Raw genomic sequence first — 17,024 nt, forward strand, 5'->3', positions numbered from 1 at the left:
TTCGGGAACATCTGCCTGTCATCCGGGTCGGTTAAAACGAGGGGTGTCTGCAACGTGCGTCAGCGTAGCGAAAAAACGCGAGATTTTTTGTTGATCTTGAATCCTTCAGGTCCTAAAGTTCGCGCCGAGCGTCCATGCTGGAAACGATCCATCCGGCTCAAGTACTGACGACGAGACAGCAAGGTCACCCGCTGCGCAGCTTCTGCGACCCGGTTGACCTTTTTGCTTTCGGCGACATGCCTTGGGAAGTAGGCGAACCAAAGTGGGGATACGGAGGGCGCTCAGTTGCAGCCACTTATTCATTCAGTTTGCCCATGGAGTCCCCCAGCATGTCGATCCAGGTCGAAGACTACTTCGCACGCGATACCTTCAACAAAATGAAGGCGTTCGCCGACAAGCAAGAAACCCCGTTCGTGCTCATCGACACGGCCATGATCAGCAAGGCCTATGACGACCTGCGCGCCGGTTTCGAATTCGCCAAGGTGTACTACGCGGTCAAGGCCAACCCTGCGGTCGAAATCATCGACCTGCTCAAGGACAAGGGCTCGAACTTCGACATCGCCTCGATCTACGAGCTGGACAAGGTGATGGCCCGCGGCATCGGCCCGGAGCGCATCAGCTACGGCAACACCATCAAGAAATCCAAGGACATCCGCTACTTCTACGAGAAGGGCGTGCGCCTGTACGCCACCGACTCCGAAGCCGACCTGCGCAATATCGCCAAGGCCGCACCGGGCTCGAAAGTGTATGTACGCATCCTTACCGAAGGCTCCACCACCGCCGACTGGCCGCTGTCGCGCAAGTTCGGCTGCCAGACCGACATGGCCATGGACCTGCTGATCCTGGCCCGCGACCTGGGCCTGGTGCCTTACGGCATTTCCTTCCACGTGGGTTCGCAGCAGCGCGACATCAGCGTGTGGGATGCGGCCATCGCCAAGGTCAAGGTGATCTTCGAGCGCCTGAAGGAAGAAGACGGCATCGTGCTCAAGTTGATCAACATGGGTGGCGGCTTTCCGGCCAACTACATCACCCGTACCAACAGCCTGGAAACCTACGCCGAAGAGATCATTCGCTTTCTCAAGGAAGACTTCGGCGACGACCTGCCGGAAATCATCCTGGAGCCTGGCCGCTCGCTGATCGCCAACGCCGGCATCCTGGTCAGCGAAGTGGTGCTGGTGGCGCGCAAGTCGCGTACCGCCGTGGAGCGCTGGGTTTACACCGACGTGGGCAAGTTCTCCGGCCTGATCGAAACCATGGACGAGTCGATCAAGTTCCCGATCTGGACCGAAAAGAAAGGCGAGATGGAAGAGGTGGTGATCGCCGGCCCGACCTGCGACAGCGCCGACATCATGTACGAACACTACAAGTACGGCCTGCCGCTGAACCTGGCCATCGGTGACCGCCTGTACTGGCTGTCGACCGGCGCCTACACCACCAGCTACAGCGCGGTGGAGTTCAACGGCTTCCCGCCGCTGAAGGCGTACTACCTGTAACCACGGGTCAGCTGCACACGAAAGGCGACGGTTGCTACCGTCGCCTTTTTTCATGGGCCCACGCGGTCAGCTCAGCACACGCAGTACATGTGCCTCGAACTCGAGGTTCTCCCCGCTGATCACATTCAGGTAATCCATGCCGTCGGAGTGACGGTAGTTGCCGATGCTGCACTCGTAGGTGTCATAGAGCTTCAGTCGCAGCACGTCATGGTCGCCCCACTCCCCCAAGGGCTTGACCAGCCAGGGCTCGCTGGTACCCCCCGGGAACAGGCCCACATAGTGATTGAAGTTCTTGCCCACCGCCGCGCCCCGATAGAACCCGGTATCCGAAGAGCTGGAGATGTTGTAGGTAATGCGCCGGTCGGTGTGGGAGACGTAGTCGAAACGAAAATTGACCGGCTTGATGAGCCGGGTGTCGGTCATCACCTGCAACCAGCCATCGTTGTCGATGCCGCCTTCGACCAGGCTGATACCGATACGGCCCTTGTGGCCCGGCGTCACCGAGTAGAGGCTGGCGATGAACGAGAAATTCCAGGTGTCACTCATGGCGACCCCCTGCGCAGGCAAGGCCCGGGTGACTGGCAATACGGTGGTTGCTGTTCATGGTCGATCTTCCTTGAGAAGCATGGGAGTGATCGAGCATAGAAAGGCGGCAGGCTAAACCCGAGAGTGAAGGCTTTCCGTGGCCTGCCGCGACACCTGCTCCAGACGCTGCCGATAGGCCCCCGCCATCGCCTGGATCTGCGGCTGCTCGGCCTGCTCCAGGCTGGCCACTGCAGCACGCAGGAAGTTGCCGTTACCCTGCTCCAGGGCCTTTTGCAGCCACACCAGCGACTGCTCCATGTGGCCTTGCTCGGCGAGGATCGCCGCATGGCTGAACTGCCCGCGAAAATCGCCGGCCTCGGCAGAAAGACGATACCAGTGCATGGCGGCGTGCCGGTCGGCCGCGCAGGCCAGCCCCTGCTCCAGGTAACGTCCCAGCAGGTTCATCGACTTGGCGTGGCCGGCGTGGGCGGCCTGCTGATACAGGTGCAGGGCCGCAGCATGGTCCTGGCCCACACCCCGCCCCGTGGCCAGCAGGTTGGCCAGGTTGTACTGGCCCCAGTCCAGCCCTGCGGCAGCGGCCGCACGGTAGTGAGCGGCCGCCGCCGCCAGGTCGGCCTGCCCTCCCCACCCATGCTCCAGGCAGCGCCCGAGCATGTTGTGCCCCATCGCACTGCCCTGGCGGGCGGCAATGCCGAACCAGGTCCGCGCCAGTGCCGGGTCCTGCTCGATGCCACGCCCGTCGAGCAGGATCTGCCCCAGCAGCAACTGGGCCTCGACAACGTTCTGCGCGGCAGCCGCCAGCAGGGCCTGGGCCGCCTTGCCCGGACTGTGTTCGATGAGTTGATGCAACTGGTCGATATCGACCTGTTCTTCGCGACGCAGGCTGAAGGTCACGGCTCAGACCTCTGCCCAGCGGCGCAGCAGGTTGTGGTAGGTGCCGGTGAGCTGAATCAGCGACGGGTGGTCGGGCACATCCACCGTGAGCTGCTGGATGGCGTTGTCCATCTCGAACAGCAAGGCCCGCTGGCTGTCCTCGCGCACCATGCTCTGGGTCCAGAAAAACGCCGCATAGCGCGCCCCGCGGGTTACCGGGTTGACCTTGTGCAGGCTGGTGCCGGGGTACAGCACCATGTCGCCTGCCGCCAGCTTGACCTGCTGCAGGCCATAGGTGTCCTGGATCTCCAGCTCGCCACCGTCGTATTCGTCGGGGTCGCTGAAGAACAGTGTCGACGACAGGTCGGTACGTACCCGCTCATGGCTGCCGCGCGGCTGGCGGATGGCGTTGTCGATGTGAAAGCCGAAGCTGCCCCCTTCGCGGTAGCAGTTGACCAACGGTGGGAACACCTTGAACGGCAGCGCCGCCGACATGAAGCGCGGGTTGCTCCACAGGCGCTCGATCATCGCGCTGCCGATTTCCTTGGCCAGCGGGTGCGCCTCGGGCAACTGCAGGTTGTGCTTGGCCTTGGCCGACTGGTAGCCCGCGGTGATCTTGCCGTCGGCCCAATCGGCCTGCTCCAGCGCCTGGCGAATACGCTGCACTTCTTCGCGGGTGAACAGGCCGGGAATGTGTAAAAGCATGGCGCAGGCACCAGGGGTCGGCTAAAGGGCGTCAATGGTATTGATTCTTATTGAACCAGTACAAGCCCCTTGCGAGGGGCGGGACGTTTCAGCAGGCATAAACCGCCACACAAAGGTGTAAAGAATGTAAATTCAGTACGAATAGCAATTGATCTCAATTGTTACTCATATTTGTTTACATTATATTTCGGCGCCTTCACACCTTGGGGACCTTCCGATGTCGCGCCATTACGTGCCTACCGCTGTCAGTTCACCACGCCTGCTTGCTTCTGCCATCGGGGTCGCGTTGAGCGCCACGTCCGCCGGCCACCTGGCCTATGCGGCCGACGCAGCCCCGGCCACAAGCGGCTCGATCGCGCTGGATGCCACCAGCATCAATGGCCAGGCCGATACCGCCAGCACCGACTACAAGGTCGAGAAGTCCTCATCGCAGAAGTACACGGCGCCGCTGGTGGACATCCCGCGCAGCGTGACCGTGGTGCCGCAACAGGTCATCAAGGACACCAACGCCCTGACCCTGCAGGATGCCCTGCGTACCGTGCCGGGCATCACCATGGGCGCCGGCGAAGGCGGCAACCCGTCGGGCGATCGCCCGTTCATTCGCGGCTTCGACTCGCAAGGCTCGATGTACCTGGACGGCGTGCGTGACGTGGGCTCGCAGACCCGCGAGATCTTCGCCATCGAATCGGTTGAAGTGGCCAAGGGCCCCAACTCGACCATCGGCGGGCGCGGTGCAGCCGGTGGCACCATCAACCTGGTGACCAAGAAGGCCCACCTGGGCAACAGCACCGACGGTGCCTTCACCTGGGGCTCGGACCAGACCAAGCGCTACACCTTCGATGGCAACTACCAGTTCCTCGACACCGCAGCGTTTCGCCTGAACCTGATGAGCCACGAAAGCAACGTGGCCGGTCGCGACGAGGTCAACTACGACCGCTGGGGCGTGGCCCCGTCCCTGGTATTCGGCCTGGGTACCCCGACCCGCGTGAGCCTGGACTACTACCACGTGGAGAGCGACGACCTGCCGGATTCGGGCATCCCCTACGGCCTGCGCTCGGGCAGCACCGCCGGGCGCACCTCGGCCAACCCGGACAAGCCTGACGATGGCGGCCGCAGCAGCAACTACTACGGCCTGGTCGATCGCGACTTCTACAAGACCCGTGCCGATATCGCGACCATCGCCGTCGAGCACGACCTGAACGATGCGCTGACCCTCAAGAACACCCTGCGCCACGGCAACACCCTGCAAGACTTCATCTACAGCCAGCCCGACGACAGCAAGGGCAACATCCTCAACGGTGAAGTCTGGCGCCGCCCGAACAACCGCGTGGCCAACACCCGCACCACCACCAACCAGACCGACCTGTTCGGCGAGGTGTACATCGGCGGGTTCAAGAACACCTTCTCCACCGGTATCGAGCTGAGCCGCGAGGCCTCCACCAAGGAAGGCTACGACATCACCGGCTTCCGTTCCGGCAACTGCTCTTCGGCCACCGGCCAGATCCCGGGTGTGTGCACCTCGTTCCCCAATCCCAACCCGAACGAGGCCTGGGGCGGCGACGTGACCCGTACCGATGCCGGCGCCGACACCACCAGCAGCACCCGCGCCATCTACCTGACCGATACCCTGGAGCTGAACCCGGCCTGGCTGCTGACCATGGGCCTGCGCTACGACCACTTCGACACCAAGGCCAAGACCAAGGTGGCGGGCGGTGCGACCAGCTTCAAGACCGAAGACACCAGCGAGTTCGTGACCGGCCAGCTGGGCCTGACCTGGAAGCCGACCGACAACGGCAGCGTGTACATCTCGTATGCGACCTCGGCCACCCCGGCCGGCGCTTCGCTGGGTGAAGGCAGCGACGGCAACCCGCTGCTGACGCCGACCACAACCAGCGACCTGAAGGCCGAAGAGACCACCAACTACGAAATCGGCACCAAGTGGGACCTGCTCGATCAGCGTCTGAACCTGACCGCCGCGATCTTCCGCACCGAGAAGGAAAACGCCCGCGTACTGGTCGATGCCAACACCTACCAGAACGCCGGCAAGAGCCGCGTCGATGGCCTGGAGCTGACCGCCACCGGCAAGCTGACCAATGACTGGCAGGTATTCGCCGGCTACACCTACATGGACGCCAAGCTGGTCGACGGTGGCGCGCAGTCGGTCGGCGGTGTGCTGGTGGACGGCTACAACGACGGCAACCAGATGCCCAACACGCCGAACAACAGCCTGACCCTGTGGACCACCTACAACGTCACGCCAAAACTCACCCTCGGCGGTGGTGCCTTCTACGTCGACGACGTGTTCGGCAACGTGACCAACAGCGTGATGGTCGATTCGTACTGGCGCTACGACGCCATGGCCAGCTACAAGCTGACCAAGAACGTCGACCTGCAGCTGAACGTGCAGAACCTCACCAACGAGGTCTACTACGACAAGGCCTACGCGGCGCACTACGCCAACCAGGCGGCCGGTCGCACGGCGCTGCTGACCACCAGCTTCCACTTCTGACGGCAGCTGGCAGGCCCGGCCCCGTTCACTTCGGTGATCGGGGCCTTTGTGTATCAAGGCATAATGCGCGGCGCATTCACGCAACCCGCAACACAAGGTGGTCGATGTGGTGAAGAAAAGCCTGTTTCAACTGCACTGGTTCTTCGGCATCACCGCCGGGCTGGTGCTGGCGCTGATGGGAGTGACCGGGGCAACCTGGTCGTTCCAGGACGAATTGCTGCGCCTGTTCAACCCACAGGTGCTCAAGGTGCAGGTGCGCGACGAAGGCGTGCTGCCGCCGGCCGAACTGGTGCGCCGCGTCGAGGCCGAACAGGGCGACAAGGTGTCGATGCTGTGGGTGAACGTGCGCAGCGACGAAGCTGCGCGCATCTTCTTCACCCCACCGCCGGGCGAGCGCCGCGGCACCCTGCGCTATGCCGACCCCTACACCGGCAAGCTGCAGCCCCCGGTCAGTGGCCAGGGATTCTTCGACCTGATGCTGCAGTTGCACCGCTTCCTCGCCATGGGCGACACCGGCCGGCAGATCACCGGCGCCTGTACCCTGATGCTGATCTTCTTCTGCCTGTCGGGGCTGTACCTGCGCTGGCCGCGTCAGGCGCTGAACTGGCGAACCTGGCTGACCCTGGACTGGGCGAAGAAAGGTCGTGCCTTCAACTGGGACCTGCACGCGGTGGCCGGTACCTGGTGCCTGCTGTTCTACCTGCTGTTTGCCCTGACCGGGTTGTTCTGGTCCTACGAGTGGTACCGCGAGGGGCTGAACCGGTTGCTGGGCGATGCACCGGCCGCTGGCGAACAGCGCAAGCGCGGCGAAGGCCGTGGCCGCCCGCCCGCACCCGGCAAGGATGCGGCGCCGCTGGTGGTGGACTACGACGCCATCTGGACCAGCCTGCAGGCAGCGGCCGGCCCGGGCCTGCGCACCTACAACCTGCGCCTGCCACCGGCCGGCGGCCAGCCCGCCACCCTGTTCTACCTGCTCGACAACGCCGAGCACGAGCGCGCGCTCAACACCCTGAGCCTGGACCCGGCCACCGGCGTGGTACGCCAGCACGATCGCTACGCCGACAAGTCGTTCAAGGCGCAGCTGCTGGCCAGCGTGTATGCCCTGCATGTGGGCAGCTACTTCGGGCTCACCGGGCGCATCCTGGTGACCCTCGCCAGCCTGAGCATGCCGCTGTTCTTCATCACCGGCTGGCTGCTGTACCTGGACCGCAGGCGCAAGAAGCGCCAGGTACGCGAGGCCCGCAAGGGGCTGAACCCGGCCGGCGACACAGGCAACGGATGGCTGGTGGGGTTTGCCAGCCAGAGCGGCTTCGCCGAACAACTGGCCTGGCAGAGCGCCGGGCAACTGCAGGCGGCGGGCCTGGCGGTGCGCGTGCAGCCCCTGGCGACGCTGACCGAAACCGATCTGCAGCAGGCGCAACGCGCGCTGTTCGTGGTCAGCACCTTTGGCGACGGCGAGGCGCCGGACAGCGCCCGCGGCTTCGAGCGCAAGGTGCTTGGCCAGCCGTGGACGCTGGGTAACCTGAACTACGCCCTGCTCGCACTGGGTGACCGCCAGTACCCGCATTTCTGCGGGTTTGCGCGCAGCTTGCAGCACTGGCTGGAGGCTCGCGGCGCCACCGCCAGTTTCTCTGCCGTGGAAGTCGACAGTGCAGATCCTGCTGCCTTGCAGCAATGGCAGCAGCAGTTGGCGGCATTGACCGGCGCAGCGCCGCTGTCTGCCTGGCAGCCGCCGCAGTTCAGCGCCTGGACCTTGACCCGGCGCGAGCTGCTCAACCCCGGCAGCCAGGGCGCACCGGTGTACCTGCTCGGCCTGCAACCGTCGCAGCCAGAGCGCTGGGATGCCGGGGACCTGGTCGATGTACTGCCGCGCAATGCCGGTTCGACGGTCAAGGCGTTGCTCGACGGGCTTGGCCTTGAGCCTCACACGCCTGTGCGGGTGGACGGCCTGGAGGAGCGCCTGGACCATGCACTGGGCGGGCGGCTGTTGCCGGCCAGCCGCGGCCACCTGATCGGCCTGCACGCGCAGGCGCTGGTGGATGCGTTGATCCCGGTGGCAGCGCGCGAATACTCCATCGCCTCGATTGCCAGTGACGGTGTGCTGGAGCTGATCGTGCGCCAGGAGCGTCATCCGGACGGCACGCTGGGCCTGGGCTCGGGCTGGCTGACCGAACACCTGGTGCTGGGCGCGAGCGTGAGCGTGCGGTTGCGCCGCAACAGCGGTTTCCATCTGCCGACGGCTCCGGCACCGATGATCCTGATCGGCAACGGTACCGGGCTGGCCGGGTTGCGCAGCCTGCTGAGGGCGCGAATCGTGGACGGCGAGCAACGCAACTGGCTGCTGTTTGGCGAGCGTAACCGGGCGCATGACTTCCTGTGCGAGGAGGAACTGCAGGGCTGGCTGGCAAGTGGTGAACTGGCGCGGCTGGACCTGGCGTTCTCGCGGGACCAGGCGCAGAAGGTGTATGTGCAGGATCGGCTGCGCGAACAGGCTGATGAGCTGCGCCGATGGCTGGCGGAGGGAGCGTCGATCTATATCTGTGGCAGCCTTGAAGGCATGGCGGCGGGTGTGGATGCGGTGCTGGCCGAGGTGCTGGGGGCTGAAGAGCTTGAGCAGTTGATCGAGCTGGGGCGGTACCGGCGGGATGTGTATTGAGCGTCACTCTTTGCCGGCAAGGCCGGCGCCTACGGGGCTGGTGGATGCCCGTAGGCGCCGGCCTTGCCGGCGAAGGGGTCAGTGCAGGTCGAAGGTATCGGCATCCAGGTTGGCCGGGAACCGCGTGCGGTATGCGGCAAGGTCCGCCGCACTCAGCACCACGGTGAACACGCCGTCGGCCTCGCCGGCACTGAGCAGGCTCTCGCCCTGGAAGTCCAGCACCTGGCTGTCGCCGCTGTAACCAAAGCCCTTGCCATCGGTGCCCACGCGGTTCACCGCCGCCACGTAGCACAGGTTCTCGATGCCCCTTGCCGGCAACAGGCGGTTCCAGTGCAGTCGCCGCGCCGCCGGCCAGTTGGCGGTGTACAGCAGCAGGTCGGTGTCCTGTGCATCGCGGCTCCACACCGGGAAGCGCAGGTCGTAGCAGATCAGCGGGCGCACCCGCCACCCCTTGAGCTCGAACTGCACCTGGCGCTCGCCGGGGGTGTAATGCTTGTGCTCGCCGGCCATGCGGAACAGGTGGCGCTTGTCGTAGAACAGGATCTCGCCGTCCGGGCGCGCCCACAGCAGGCGGTTGCGGTGGCTGCCGTCCTCGGCCTGGATGATCACGCTGCCGGTCACCACGGCATCGAGCTTCCTGGCCTGGCTCTTGAGCCATTTGTAGGTGGGGCCGTTTTCCGGCTCGGCCAGGCTTTCGGAGTCCATCGAAAAACCGGTGGTGAACATCTCCGGCAGGATGATCAGGTCCGCGCCGCGGGCCTGCTCCAGCAGCACCTCGAAATGCTCGTAGTTGGCCATGCGGTCCTGCCAGGCCAGGCTGGTCTGCACCAGCGCCACGGTCAGGTTGGGCAATGTACTCAGATCGCGCATAGTTTTTCCGCTGCCTGACGCAGCGTCTCCTCGCGTTTGGCGAAACACAGGCGCACCAGGCGCTGCTCGGGAATGGGTTGCTGGTAGAACACCGACACCGGAATGGTCGCCACGCCGTGTTCGCGGGTCAGCCATACCGACATCTGCACGTCGTCGAGGTCCGGGCGAATCGCCGAATAGTCCACCAGCTGGAAATACGTACCGGCCACCGGCTTGAACTGGAAGCGAGAGCCTTGCAGCAGGCCACAGAACAGGTCGCGCTTGGCCTGGTAGAACGCCGGCAGCTCTTCGACATGTTCCGGGTGCTCGGCCATGAAATCGGCCAGCGCCCACTGCAGCGGTGTCACGCCGCAGAAGTTGACGTACTGATGCACCTTGCGCAACTCGGCACTCAGGGCTGGCGGCGCGATCACATAGCCGGTCTTCCAGCCGGTCACGTGGTAGGTCTTGCCGAACGAACTGACCACGAAGGCCCGCGCGTACAGGGCCTCGTGGGCCAGCACGCTGGCGTGGCGCGCGCCGTCGTACACCAGGTGCTCGTACACCTCGTCGCTGAGCACATAGATGTCACGGTCGGCGATCAGCGCCGCCAGCTGGTCCAGCTCGGCACGGGTAATCAGCGCGCCGCTGGGGTTGTGCGGCGAGTTGATGACGATCATGCGGGTACGCGGGCTCAGCGCATCGCTGAGTTTCTGCCAGTCGATGGCAAAGCTGTCGGCGCCCAGTTGCACGTGCACGCAACGGCCACCGGCCAGTTCCACGGCGGGTTCGTAGCTGTCGTAGCAGGGGTCGAAGACGATGACTTCGTCGCCGGGGCGGATCACCGCGTGGATGGCGCAGAAGATCGCGGCCGTGGCGCCGGGGGTGATGGTCACCTCGTGGTCGGCATCGACCGTCACGCCATACTGGCGAGCGACCTTGGCCGCTACCTGCTGACGCAGGGCCGGCAGGCCGGTCATGGGGGAATACTGGTTGTGGCCGGCACCGATGTGCCGCCCTACCGCGTCCAGCAGCGCTTGCGGGCCGTTGAAATCGGGAAAGCCCTGGGACAGGTTCAGGGCGCCGGTTTGCACGGCGAGCTGGGACATGGTGGTAAAGATGGTGGTGCCGACGTTCGGCAACTTGCTGCTGATCATGGAGCCCTCTTTCCTGCGCGGTCAGGCTCCGAGCATAGCGGATTGGACCGCCAGGTTGTAGGAGCCAGCGTTGCTGGCGAAAGGGTAAGCGCGGTTCAGTTGATCCGCGCTGCCCATTTCGCCGGCAAGGCCGGCTCCCGCACCATCAGCGCTTGTCCTTGCGCTTCTTGGCCGACTTCTTGTGGTGCGACATCAGGCGACGCTTCTTGTTGACCTGGCGGTCGGTCAGGGTGTTCTTGTTGCCTTCGTACGGGTTCTCGCCACCCTTGTACTCGATGCGAATCGGCGTACCGACCAGCTTGAGCACACGGCGGTAGGTGTTTTCCAGGTAGCGCGAGTAGGACTTGGGCACCTTCTCCACCTGGTTGCCGTGGATCACGATGATCGGCGGGTTGGCACCCCCCAGGTGGGCATAGCGCAGCTTGATGCGACGGCTGTTGACCATCGGCGGCTGGTGCTCGCTGACCGCGTCTTCGAGGATCTGCGTCAGGCGGCTGGTCGGCCAGCGGGTGACCGCCGACTTGAACGAGTTCTGCACCGACTGGTACAGGTTGCCCACGCCAGTGCCGTGCAGTGCCGAAATGAAGTGAATGTCGGCGAAGTCGACGAAAAACAGCCGTCGTTCCAGCTCGGTCTTCACGTAGTCACGCTCGCCCGGCTGCATGCCGTCCCACTTGTTGAGCGCGATCACGATGGCGCGACCGGCTTCCAGGGCGAAGCCCAGCAGGTTCAGGTCGTGGTCCACCACGCCTTCGCGGGCATCCATGACGAAGATCACCACGTTGGCGTCCTTGATCGCCTGCAGGGTCTTGACCACCGAGAACTTTTCGACTTCCTCGTGGATCTTGCCGCGCTTGCGCACACCGGCGGTGTCGATCAGCGTGTACTTCTCGTCATTGCGCTCGAAGGGAATGTAGATGCTGTCGCGGGTGGTGCCGGGCTGGTCGTACACGATCACACGGTCTTCACCGAGCATGCGGTTGACCAGGGTCGACTTGCCGACGTTGGGGCGACCGATGATGGCGATCTTGATGCCATCCTTCTCGCTGGGGCCAGGAATGCGCACGGCTTCCTCGCCCTCGGCGACGTTCATGTCGATCTCTTCTTCTTCCTTGTCCCGCGGGAAGTCGCTGAGCACAGCCTCGAGCAGGTTGTTCACGCCACGGCCCTGGGCGCCGGCCACGCCGATGGCGTTGCCCATACCCAGGGGGGCGAACTCGGCAATGGCGGTGTTCGGGTCGATGTTGTCGATCTTGTTGGCCACCAGGAACGAGCGCTTGTTGCGCTTGCGCAGGTGCTCGGAAATCATCTGGTCGGCAGCGGTCAGACCGGCACGGGCATCGACCAGGAACAGCACCACATCGGCTTCTTCGATGGCCAGCAGCGACTGCTCGGCCATTTTTTCGTCCATGCCATGTTCGTCACCGGAGATACCACCGGTGTCGACCAGGATGTAGGAGCGCCCTTGCCAGCGCGCCTCGCCATATTGACGGTCACGGGTCAGGCCAGACAGGTCGCCAACGATGGCATCGCGGGTCCTGGTCAGGCGGTTGAACATTGTAGATTTGCCGACGTTCGGTCGGCCCACCAGGGCGATTACGGGAACCATGCGGCTCTCCACTGCTTGAATTCAAAAAATACAAAGGCCGCTGCAGTGCAGCGGCCGGAGTTCGGGCGGCGCCCCGAAGGCGCCGCAGCCCGAGGCCCGCAGGCCTCAAGCATAGACTCAGCGAATGGTCAGCGCCTCGAGTTTGCCGCTGTTGCCAAACACATAAATCATGTCACCTACCACCAGCGGGCGTGCACGCAGGCCATCGCTGTCGATGCGCTCGCGCCCCACGAAGCGGCCGTCCACCTGGCTCAGCAGGTGCAGGTAACCTTCCAGGTCACCCACGGCCACGTAGCTGGAGAACACTTCCGGTGCCGACAGCTGGCGACGGGCCAGCGAGTCGTTGCTCCACAGCGCCGACGAAGAACGCTCGTCGATGCCTTCGACCGTACCGGACGCCAGGCTCACGTAGACGTTGCCAAAGCCCTGGGCCACACCGGCATAGCTGGAGGCATCGCGCTGCCACAGCACGCGACCGCTTTCCAGCTCGAGGCCGGCGACACGCCCCTGGTAGCTGGCCACGTACAGCACACCGCCCGACAGCAGCAGGCCGCCGTCGATATCCACCACGCGGTCCAGCTCGGAACGCCCTTGCGGAACGGCAACACGTTGCTCCCAGACCGGCACGCCGTTCTGGGTGTCCAGCGCCACGACCTTGCCGGTCGAGAGGCCGGCCACGGCCAGGCGGTTGGTCACGATCGGCGCACCGGTACCGCGCAGGGTCAGTACGGCCGGGGTGCTTTCGTAGATCCAGCGGCGGTCGCCGGTGCTGGCATCCAGGCCGATCACGCGATCGTCCTGGGTCTGCACCACCACCACGTCACCGTTGGTCGCCGGGGGCGCCAGTACTTCACTGGTGACCCGCGCACGCCACTTTTCTTCGCCGGTGCTGGCATCCATGGCGATCACTTCACCCTTGAGGGTGCCGAGCATGACCAGGCCGTAGCCGACACCCACCGCACCGGATACCGGCAGGTCGAGGTCTTTCTTCCAGATCACGTCGCCGTTCATGCGGTCCAGCGCCATCACCACGCCGGTCACATCGGCGGCGTAGATGCGGTCGTTCTCGATGGCCGGGACGAGCATGTTGAAGCTCTCGCCCTGGCCGTCACCGATCGAACGGCTCCACTGCTTCTTCAGTACCACCTCTTCGGTGAACTTGGTCAGCTCGGCCGGCGGCAGTTCCTTTTTGCTGTTGCTGCTGCAACCAACGGCCAGAAGGGCCACGGCCAGCACTGCTGCATGTTTCCAACCGATCACGTCACGCATCCCCTTTGGCAAGGTCGTCGAGCTTGAGTTGCAGGCCACCGATCGCGGCGTCATCCGACAGCGCGGCCTTGGCCTTCTGATACGCGGCGTGAGCATCATCGGCGCGACCCAGCTGTACCAGCAGGTCGCCCTTGAGTTCTTCACGGCTGGCCAGGAAGGCCTTGTCGGCATCGCCATCGAGCAGCTTCAGGGCGTCATCGACCTTGTTCTGCGCGGCCAGTACACGGGCCAGGCGCTGACGGGCAATTTCGCCCAGGGTGGCGTCGGCCGGCTTGTCGAGCACGCTTTTCAGTTCGCTGGCGGCGTCGTCGAGCTTGCCGCTCTCGACCGCGACCTTGGCCACGAACAGGCTGGCGTACTGCGCGTAGGCCGTGCCGCCGAACTCGCTCTTGAGCTTGCCCGACAGGTCCGCGACCTGGGCCATGTCCGGCTGGCCGGTCGGCGTCAGGGTGGTTTCAAGCAGGGCCTGATAAAGGTTCGAAGCACCTTGGGACTGGTTGCCCTGGTACTTCTGCCAGGTCTGCCAGCCCAACACTACCACCAGCGCCAACAGGCCACCGGTCAGCAGTGGTTTGCCGTTGCGCTGCCACCAATCCTTGAATGCGGCCAGTTGTTCATCATCGCTACTCGACACCCCAATACTCCTTTTCACCAAATCGGCTGTTGACCCGCTTCACGCCTGCGCGAGGGAAGCTTCCAGGTGCTCGGCCAGAGCATCCCAGGCAATGTTTTGTTGTTCGCCCTGACCACGCAGGGGTTTGAAACCTACCACTTGTTGCGCCAGTTCGTCGTCCCCCAGGATCAAGGCATACAGAGCGTTGCTCTTGTCGGCCTTCTTGAACTGGCTCTTGAAGCTGCCGCCACCGGCATTGACCTGCAGGCGCAAGCCCGGCAGGCGGTCACGCAGACGCTCGCTCAGGGCCAGCCCGGCGAGTTCGGCCTGTTCGCCAAAGGCGCACAGGTAGACGTCGATCTGACGCGAAATCGACTCGGGCACCTGGCCCAGGGTCTCGATCAGCAGCAGCAGACGCTCGATGCCCATGGCAAAACCCACGCCCGGGGTCGGCTTGCCGCCCATCTGCTCGACCAGGCCGTCGTAGCGGCCACCGGCACATACGGTGCCCTGGGAACCGAGCTTGTCGGTGACCCACTCGAACACGGTCTTGCTGTAGTAGTCCAGGCCACGCACCAGCTTGGTGTTGATCACGAACGGAATGCCGGCGGCGTCCAGACGAGCCTTGAGGCCCTCGAAGTGCACGCGCGATTCTTCGTCCAGGTAGTCTTCGAGCTTCGGTGCACCCACCAGCGCCGCCTGGGTGTTGGCGTCCTTGCTGTCGAGGATGCGCAGCGGGTTGGTCTTGAGGCGACGTTGGCTGTCTTCGTCCAGTTGCTCCAGGCGCGCCGAGAGGAACTCGACCAGCGCGTCACGGTAACGGCCGCGGGCTTCGCTGGTACCCAGGCTGTTGAGTTCGAGCTTGACCGCATCGCGGATGCCCAGCAGGCCCCACAGGCGCCAGGTGAGCACGATCAGCTCGGCGTCGATGTCCGGGCCATCGAGGTTGAACACCTCCAGGCCGATCTGGTGGAACTGGCGATAGCGGCCCTTCTGCGGGCGCTCGTGGCGGAACATCTGGCCGATGTACCAGAGCTTCTGCACCTGGCCACCACCGCTGATGCCGTGTTCGAGCACGGCGCGCACACAGGCGGCGGTGCCTTCGGGGCGCAGGGTCAGGGAGTCGCCGTTGCGGTCGGCGAAGGTGTACATCTCTTTTTCGACGATGTCGGTCACTTCACCGATGGAACGCTTGAACAGCTCGGTCGGCTCAACGATCGGGGTGCGGATCTGGCGATAGCCGTAGGTGTCCAGCAGGCCGGCCACGGTGCTCTCGAAATAGCGCCACAGCGGGGTCTGCTCGGGCAGGATGTCGTTCATGCCACGAATGGCTTGCAGCGATTTGCTCACGGTAAATCCTTAACGAAATCGGTGTCGGTCAACCGCGGGCAATCACTGCCGCGTCGGCCTCGGCCTTCTCGGCCGCTTTCTGGCGGATGAGTTTTTCCAGCTCATCCACCAGGTTGTCATTGGTCAGCTTCTGCGCCGGCTTGCCATCGATGTAGATCAGGTTCGGCGTGCCGCCGGTGAGCCCCACGTGGGCTTCCTTGGCTTCGCCGGGGCCGTTGACCACACAGCCGATCACCGCCACGTCCAGCGGTACCAGCAGGTCTTCGAGGCGCCCTTCGAGCTCGTTCATGGTCTTGACCACATCGAAGTTCTGCCGCGAGCAGCTCGGGCAGGCGATGAAGTTGATGCCACGCGAACGCAGGTGCAGCGACTTGAGGATGTCGTAGCCGACCTTCACTTCCTCGACCGGGTCGGCGGCAAGCGAGATGCGGATAGTATCGCCAATCCCTTCGGCAAGCAGCATACCGAGGCCCACGGCCGATTTCACCGTGCCCGAGCGCAGGCCGCCGGCTTCGGTGATGCCCAGGTGCAGCGGCTGCACGATCTGCTTGGCCAGCAGGCGATAGGCCTCGACGGCCATGAACACGTCGGAGGCCTTCACGCTGACCTTGAAGTCCTGGAAGTCGAGGCGATCGAGGTGCTCCACGTGACGCATGGCCGACTCGACCAGGGCCGCCGGGGTGGGCTCGCCGTACTTCTTCTGCAGGTCCTTTTCCAGGGAGCCGGCGTTGACGCCGATACGGATAGGGATACCGCGATCACGCGCGGCATCCACCACCGCGCGCACGCGGTCTTCACGGCCGATGTTGCCGGGGTTGATGCGCAGGCAGTCCACACCCAGCTCGGCCACGCGCAAGGCGATGCGGTAGTCGAAGTGGATATCGGCCACCAGCGGCACGCTGACCCGCTGCTTGATGCGGCCGAAGGCTTCGGCCGCGTCCATGTCCGGTACCGAGACGCGCACGATGTCGACGCCGGCATCCACCAGGCGGGTGATCTGTGCGACGGTGGCATCGACGTCGTTGGTGTCGGTGTTGGTCATGCTCTGGACCGCGATGGGTGCATCGCCGCCGACAGGCACATTACCTACCCAGATTTTGCGCGATTCGCGACGTTTGATCGGAGATTCGCCGTGCATGACTTATTGTCCCAACTTCAGGCGAGCAGTCTCGCCACTGGTGAACGGCGCCACGTCGACGGGCTGGCCGTTGAAACTGATCTGTGCGCCACGGGCAAAGCCCAGGCGTACCGCGAACGGCGGCTTGCCGGTGAGCTCGAGGGTCTCGCCCTTGCGCTTGGTGGCATTGACCAGCACCTTGCCGTTGCCGTCGGTGACCGAAGTCCAGCAATCGGCAACGAACTGCATGTGCAACGAGGCGCTGCCGGCAGCCGGTG

14 protein-coding genes are annotated in these 17,024 nt (G+C 64.3%); 3 read left to right on the top strand and 11 right to left on the bottom strand.

What is annotated here, in order from left to right; all coding sequences use genetic code 11:
* Positions 1-329 precede the first annotated feature (329 nt).
* Positions 330-1,493: a type III PLP-dependent enzyme gene (locus FW760_RS13240; RefSeq protein ID WP_043862509.1), complete on the top strand. Its 1,164-nt coding sequence runs from the start codon at positions 330-332 to the stop codon at positions 1,491-1,493.
* Positions 1,494-1,559: 66 nt separating this feature from the next.
* On the opposite strand, the gene FW760_RS13245 is transcribed toward FW760_RS13240, so the two are convergent.
* The 3 genes from FW760_RS13245 to FW760_RS13255 form a co-directional block, all read right to left on the bottom strand.
* Complete coding sequence (locus FW760_RS13245; protein ID WP_043862510.1) at positions 1,560-2,039, bottom strand: hypothetical protein; 480 nt, start codon at positions 2,037-2,039, stop codon at positions 1,560-1,562.
* Positions 2,040-2,150: 111 nt separating this feature from the next.
* Positions 2,151-2,933, bottom strand: coding sequence for a tetratricopeptide repeat protein (locus tag FW760_RS13250; protein WP_446443816.1), 783 nt, complete (start codon positions 2,931-2,933; stop codon positions 2,151-2,153).
* Positions 2,934-2,936: 3 nt separating this feature from the next.
* Positions 2,937-3,617, bottom strand: a complete 681-nt coding sequence (locus tag FW760_RS13255) for a Fe2+-dependent dioxygenase (protein ID WP_043862512.1) — start codon at positions 3,615-3,617, stop codon at positions 2,937-2,939.
* 217 nt (positions 3,618-3,834) lie between these two features.
* Here FW760_RS13255 and FW760_RS13260 point away from each other — a divergent pair, with 217 nt between their 5' ends.
* Positions 3,835-6,126 carry a TonB-dependent receptor gene (locus FW760_RS13260; protein WP_058541413.1) on the top strand — a complete coding sequence of 764 codons (2,292 nt, stop codon included), beginning with the start codon at positions 3,835-3,837 and terminating at the stop codon, positions 6,124-6,126.
* 106 nt (positions 6,127-6,232) lie between these two features.
* Entirely contained in the window at positions 6,233-8,782 is a 2,550-nt protein-coding gene (locus FW760_RS13265) for a PepSY domain-containing protein (protein WP_446443817.1), read from the top strand.
* A 78-nt stretch (positions 8,783-8,860) separates the two neighbouring features.
* Here the strand turns inward: FW760_RS13265 and FW760_RS13270 are convergent, their stop codons facing one another.
* The 8 genes from FW760_RS13270 to FW760_RS13305 form a co-directional block, all read right to left on the bottom strand.
* A complete protein-coding gene (locus tag FW760_RS13270; protein ID WP_043862515.1) occupies positions 8,861-9,652 on the bottom strand; it encodes an amidohydrolase in 792 nt (263 codons plus the stop codon).
* Positions 9,640-10,788: a pyridoxal phosphate-dependent aminotransferase gene (locus tag FW760_RS13275; protein WP_043862516.1), complete on the bottom strand. Its 1,149-nt coding sequence runs from the start codon at positions 10,786-10,788 to the stop codon at positions 9,640-9,642. Before FW760_RS13275 ends, FW760_RS13270 begins: the two co-directional genes overlap by 13 nt.
* Positions 10,789-10,933: 145 nt before the next feature.
* Positions 10,934-12,397, bottom strand: a complete 1,464-nt coding sequence (gene der, locus FW760_RS13280) for a ribosome biogenesis GTPase Der (RefSeq protein WP_043862517.1) — start codon at positions 12,395-12,397, stop codon at positions 10,934-10,936.
* Between the two features lie 117 nt (positions 12,398-12,514).
* On the bottom strand, positions 12,515-13,666 hold the full coding sequence (bamB, locus tag FW760_RS13285; protein ID WP_054916600.1) for an outer membrane protein assembly factor BamB: 1,152 nt from the start codon (positions 13,664-13,666) through the stop codon (positions 12,515-12,517).
* A complete protein-coding gene (locus tag FW760_RS13290; protein WP_043862519.1) occupies positions 13,659-14,300 on the bottom strand; it encodes a YfgM family protein in 642 nt (213 codons plus the stop codon). Before FW760_RS13290 ends, bamB begins: the two co-directional genes overlap by 8 nt.
* 39 nt (positions 14,301-14,339) lie before the next feature.
* Positions 14,340-15,629: a histidine--tRNA ligase gene (gene hisS / locus FW760_RS13295; protein ID WP_054916601.1), complete on the bottom strand. Its 1,290-nt coding sequence runs from the start codon at positions 15,627-15,629 to the stop codon at positions 14,340-14,342.
* A 28-nt stretch (positions 15,630-15,657) separates the two neighbouring features.
* The gene (gene ispG / locus FW760_RS13300) at positions 15,658-16,767 is read right to left on the bottom strand and encodes a flavodoxin-dependent (E)-4-hydroxy-3-methylbut-2-enyl-diphosphate synthase (RefSeq protein WP_043862521.1); all 1,110 of its coding nucleotides are present in this window, start codon (positions 16,765-16,767) and stop codon (positions 15,658-15,660) included.
* A gap of 3 nt (positions 16,768-16,770) precedes the next feature.
* Positions 16,771-17,024, bottom strand: a 254-nt coding sequence (locus tag FW760_RS13305) for a DUF4115 domain-containing protein (RefSeq protein ID WP_446443818.1), incomplete at its 5' end; no start/stop codon positions are given.

Source organism: Pseudomonas sp. 1176_21 (assembly GCF_052850635.1).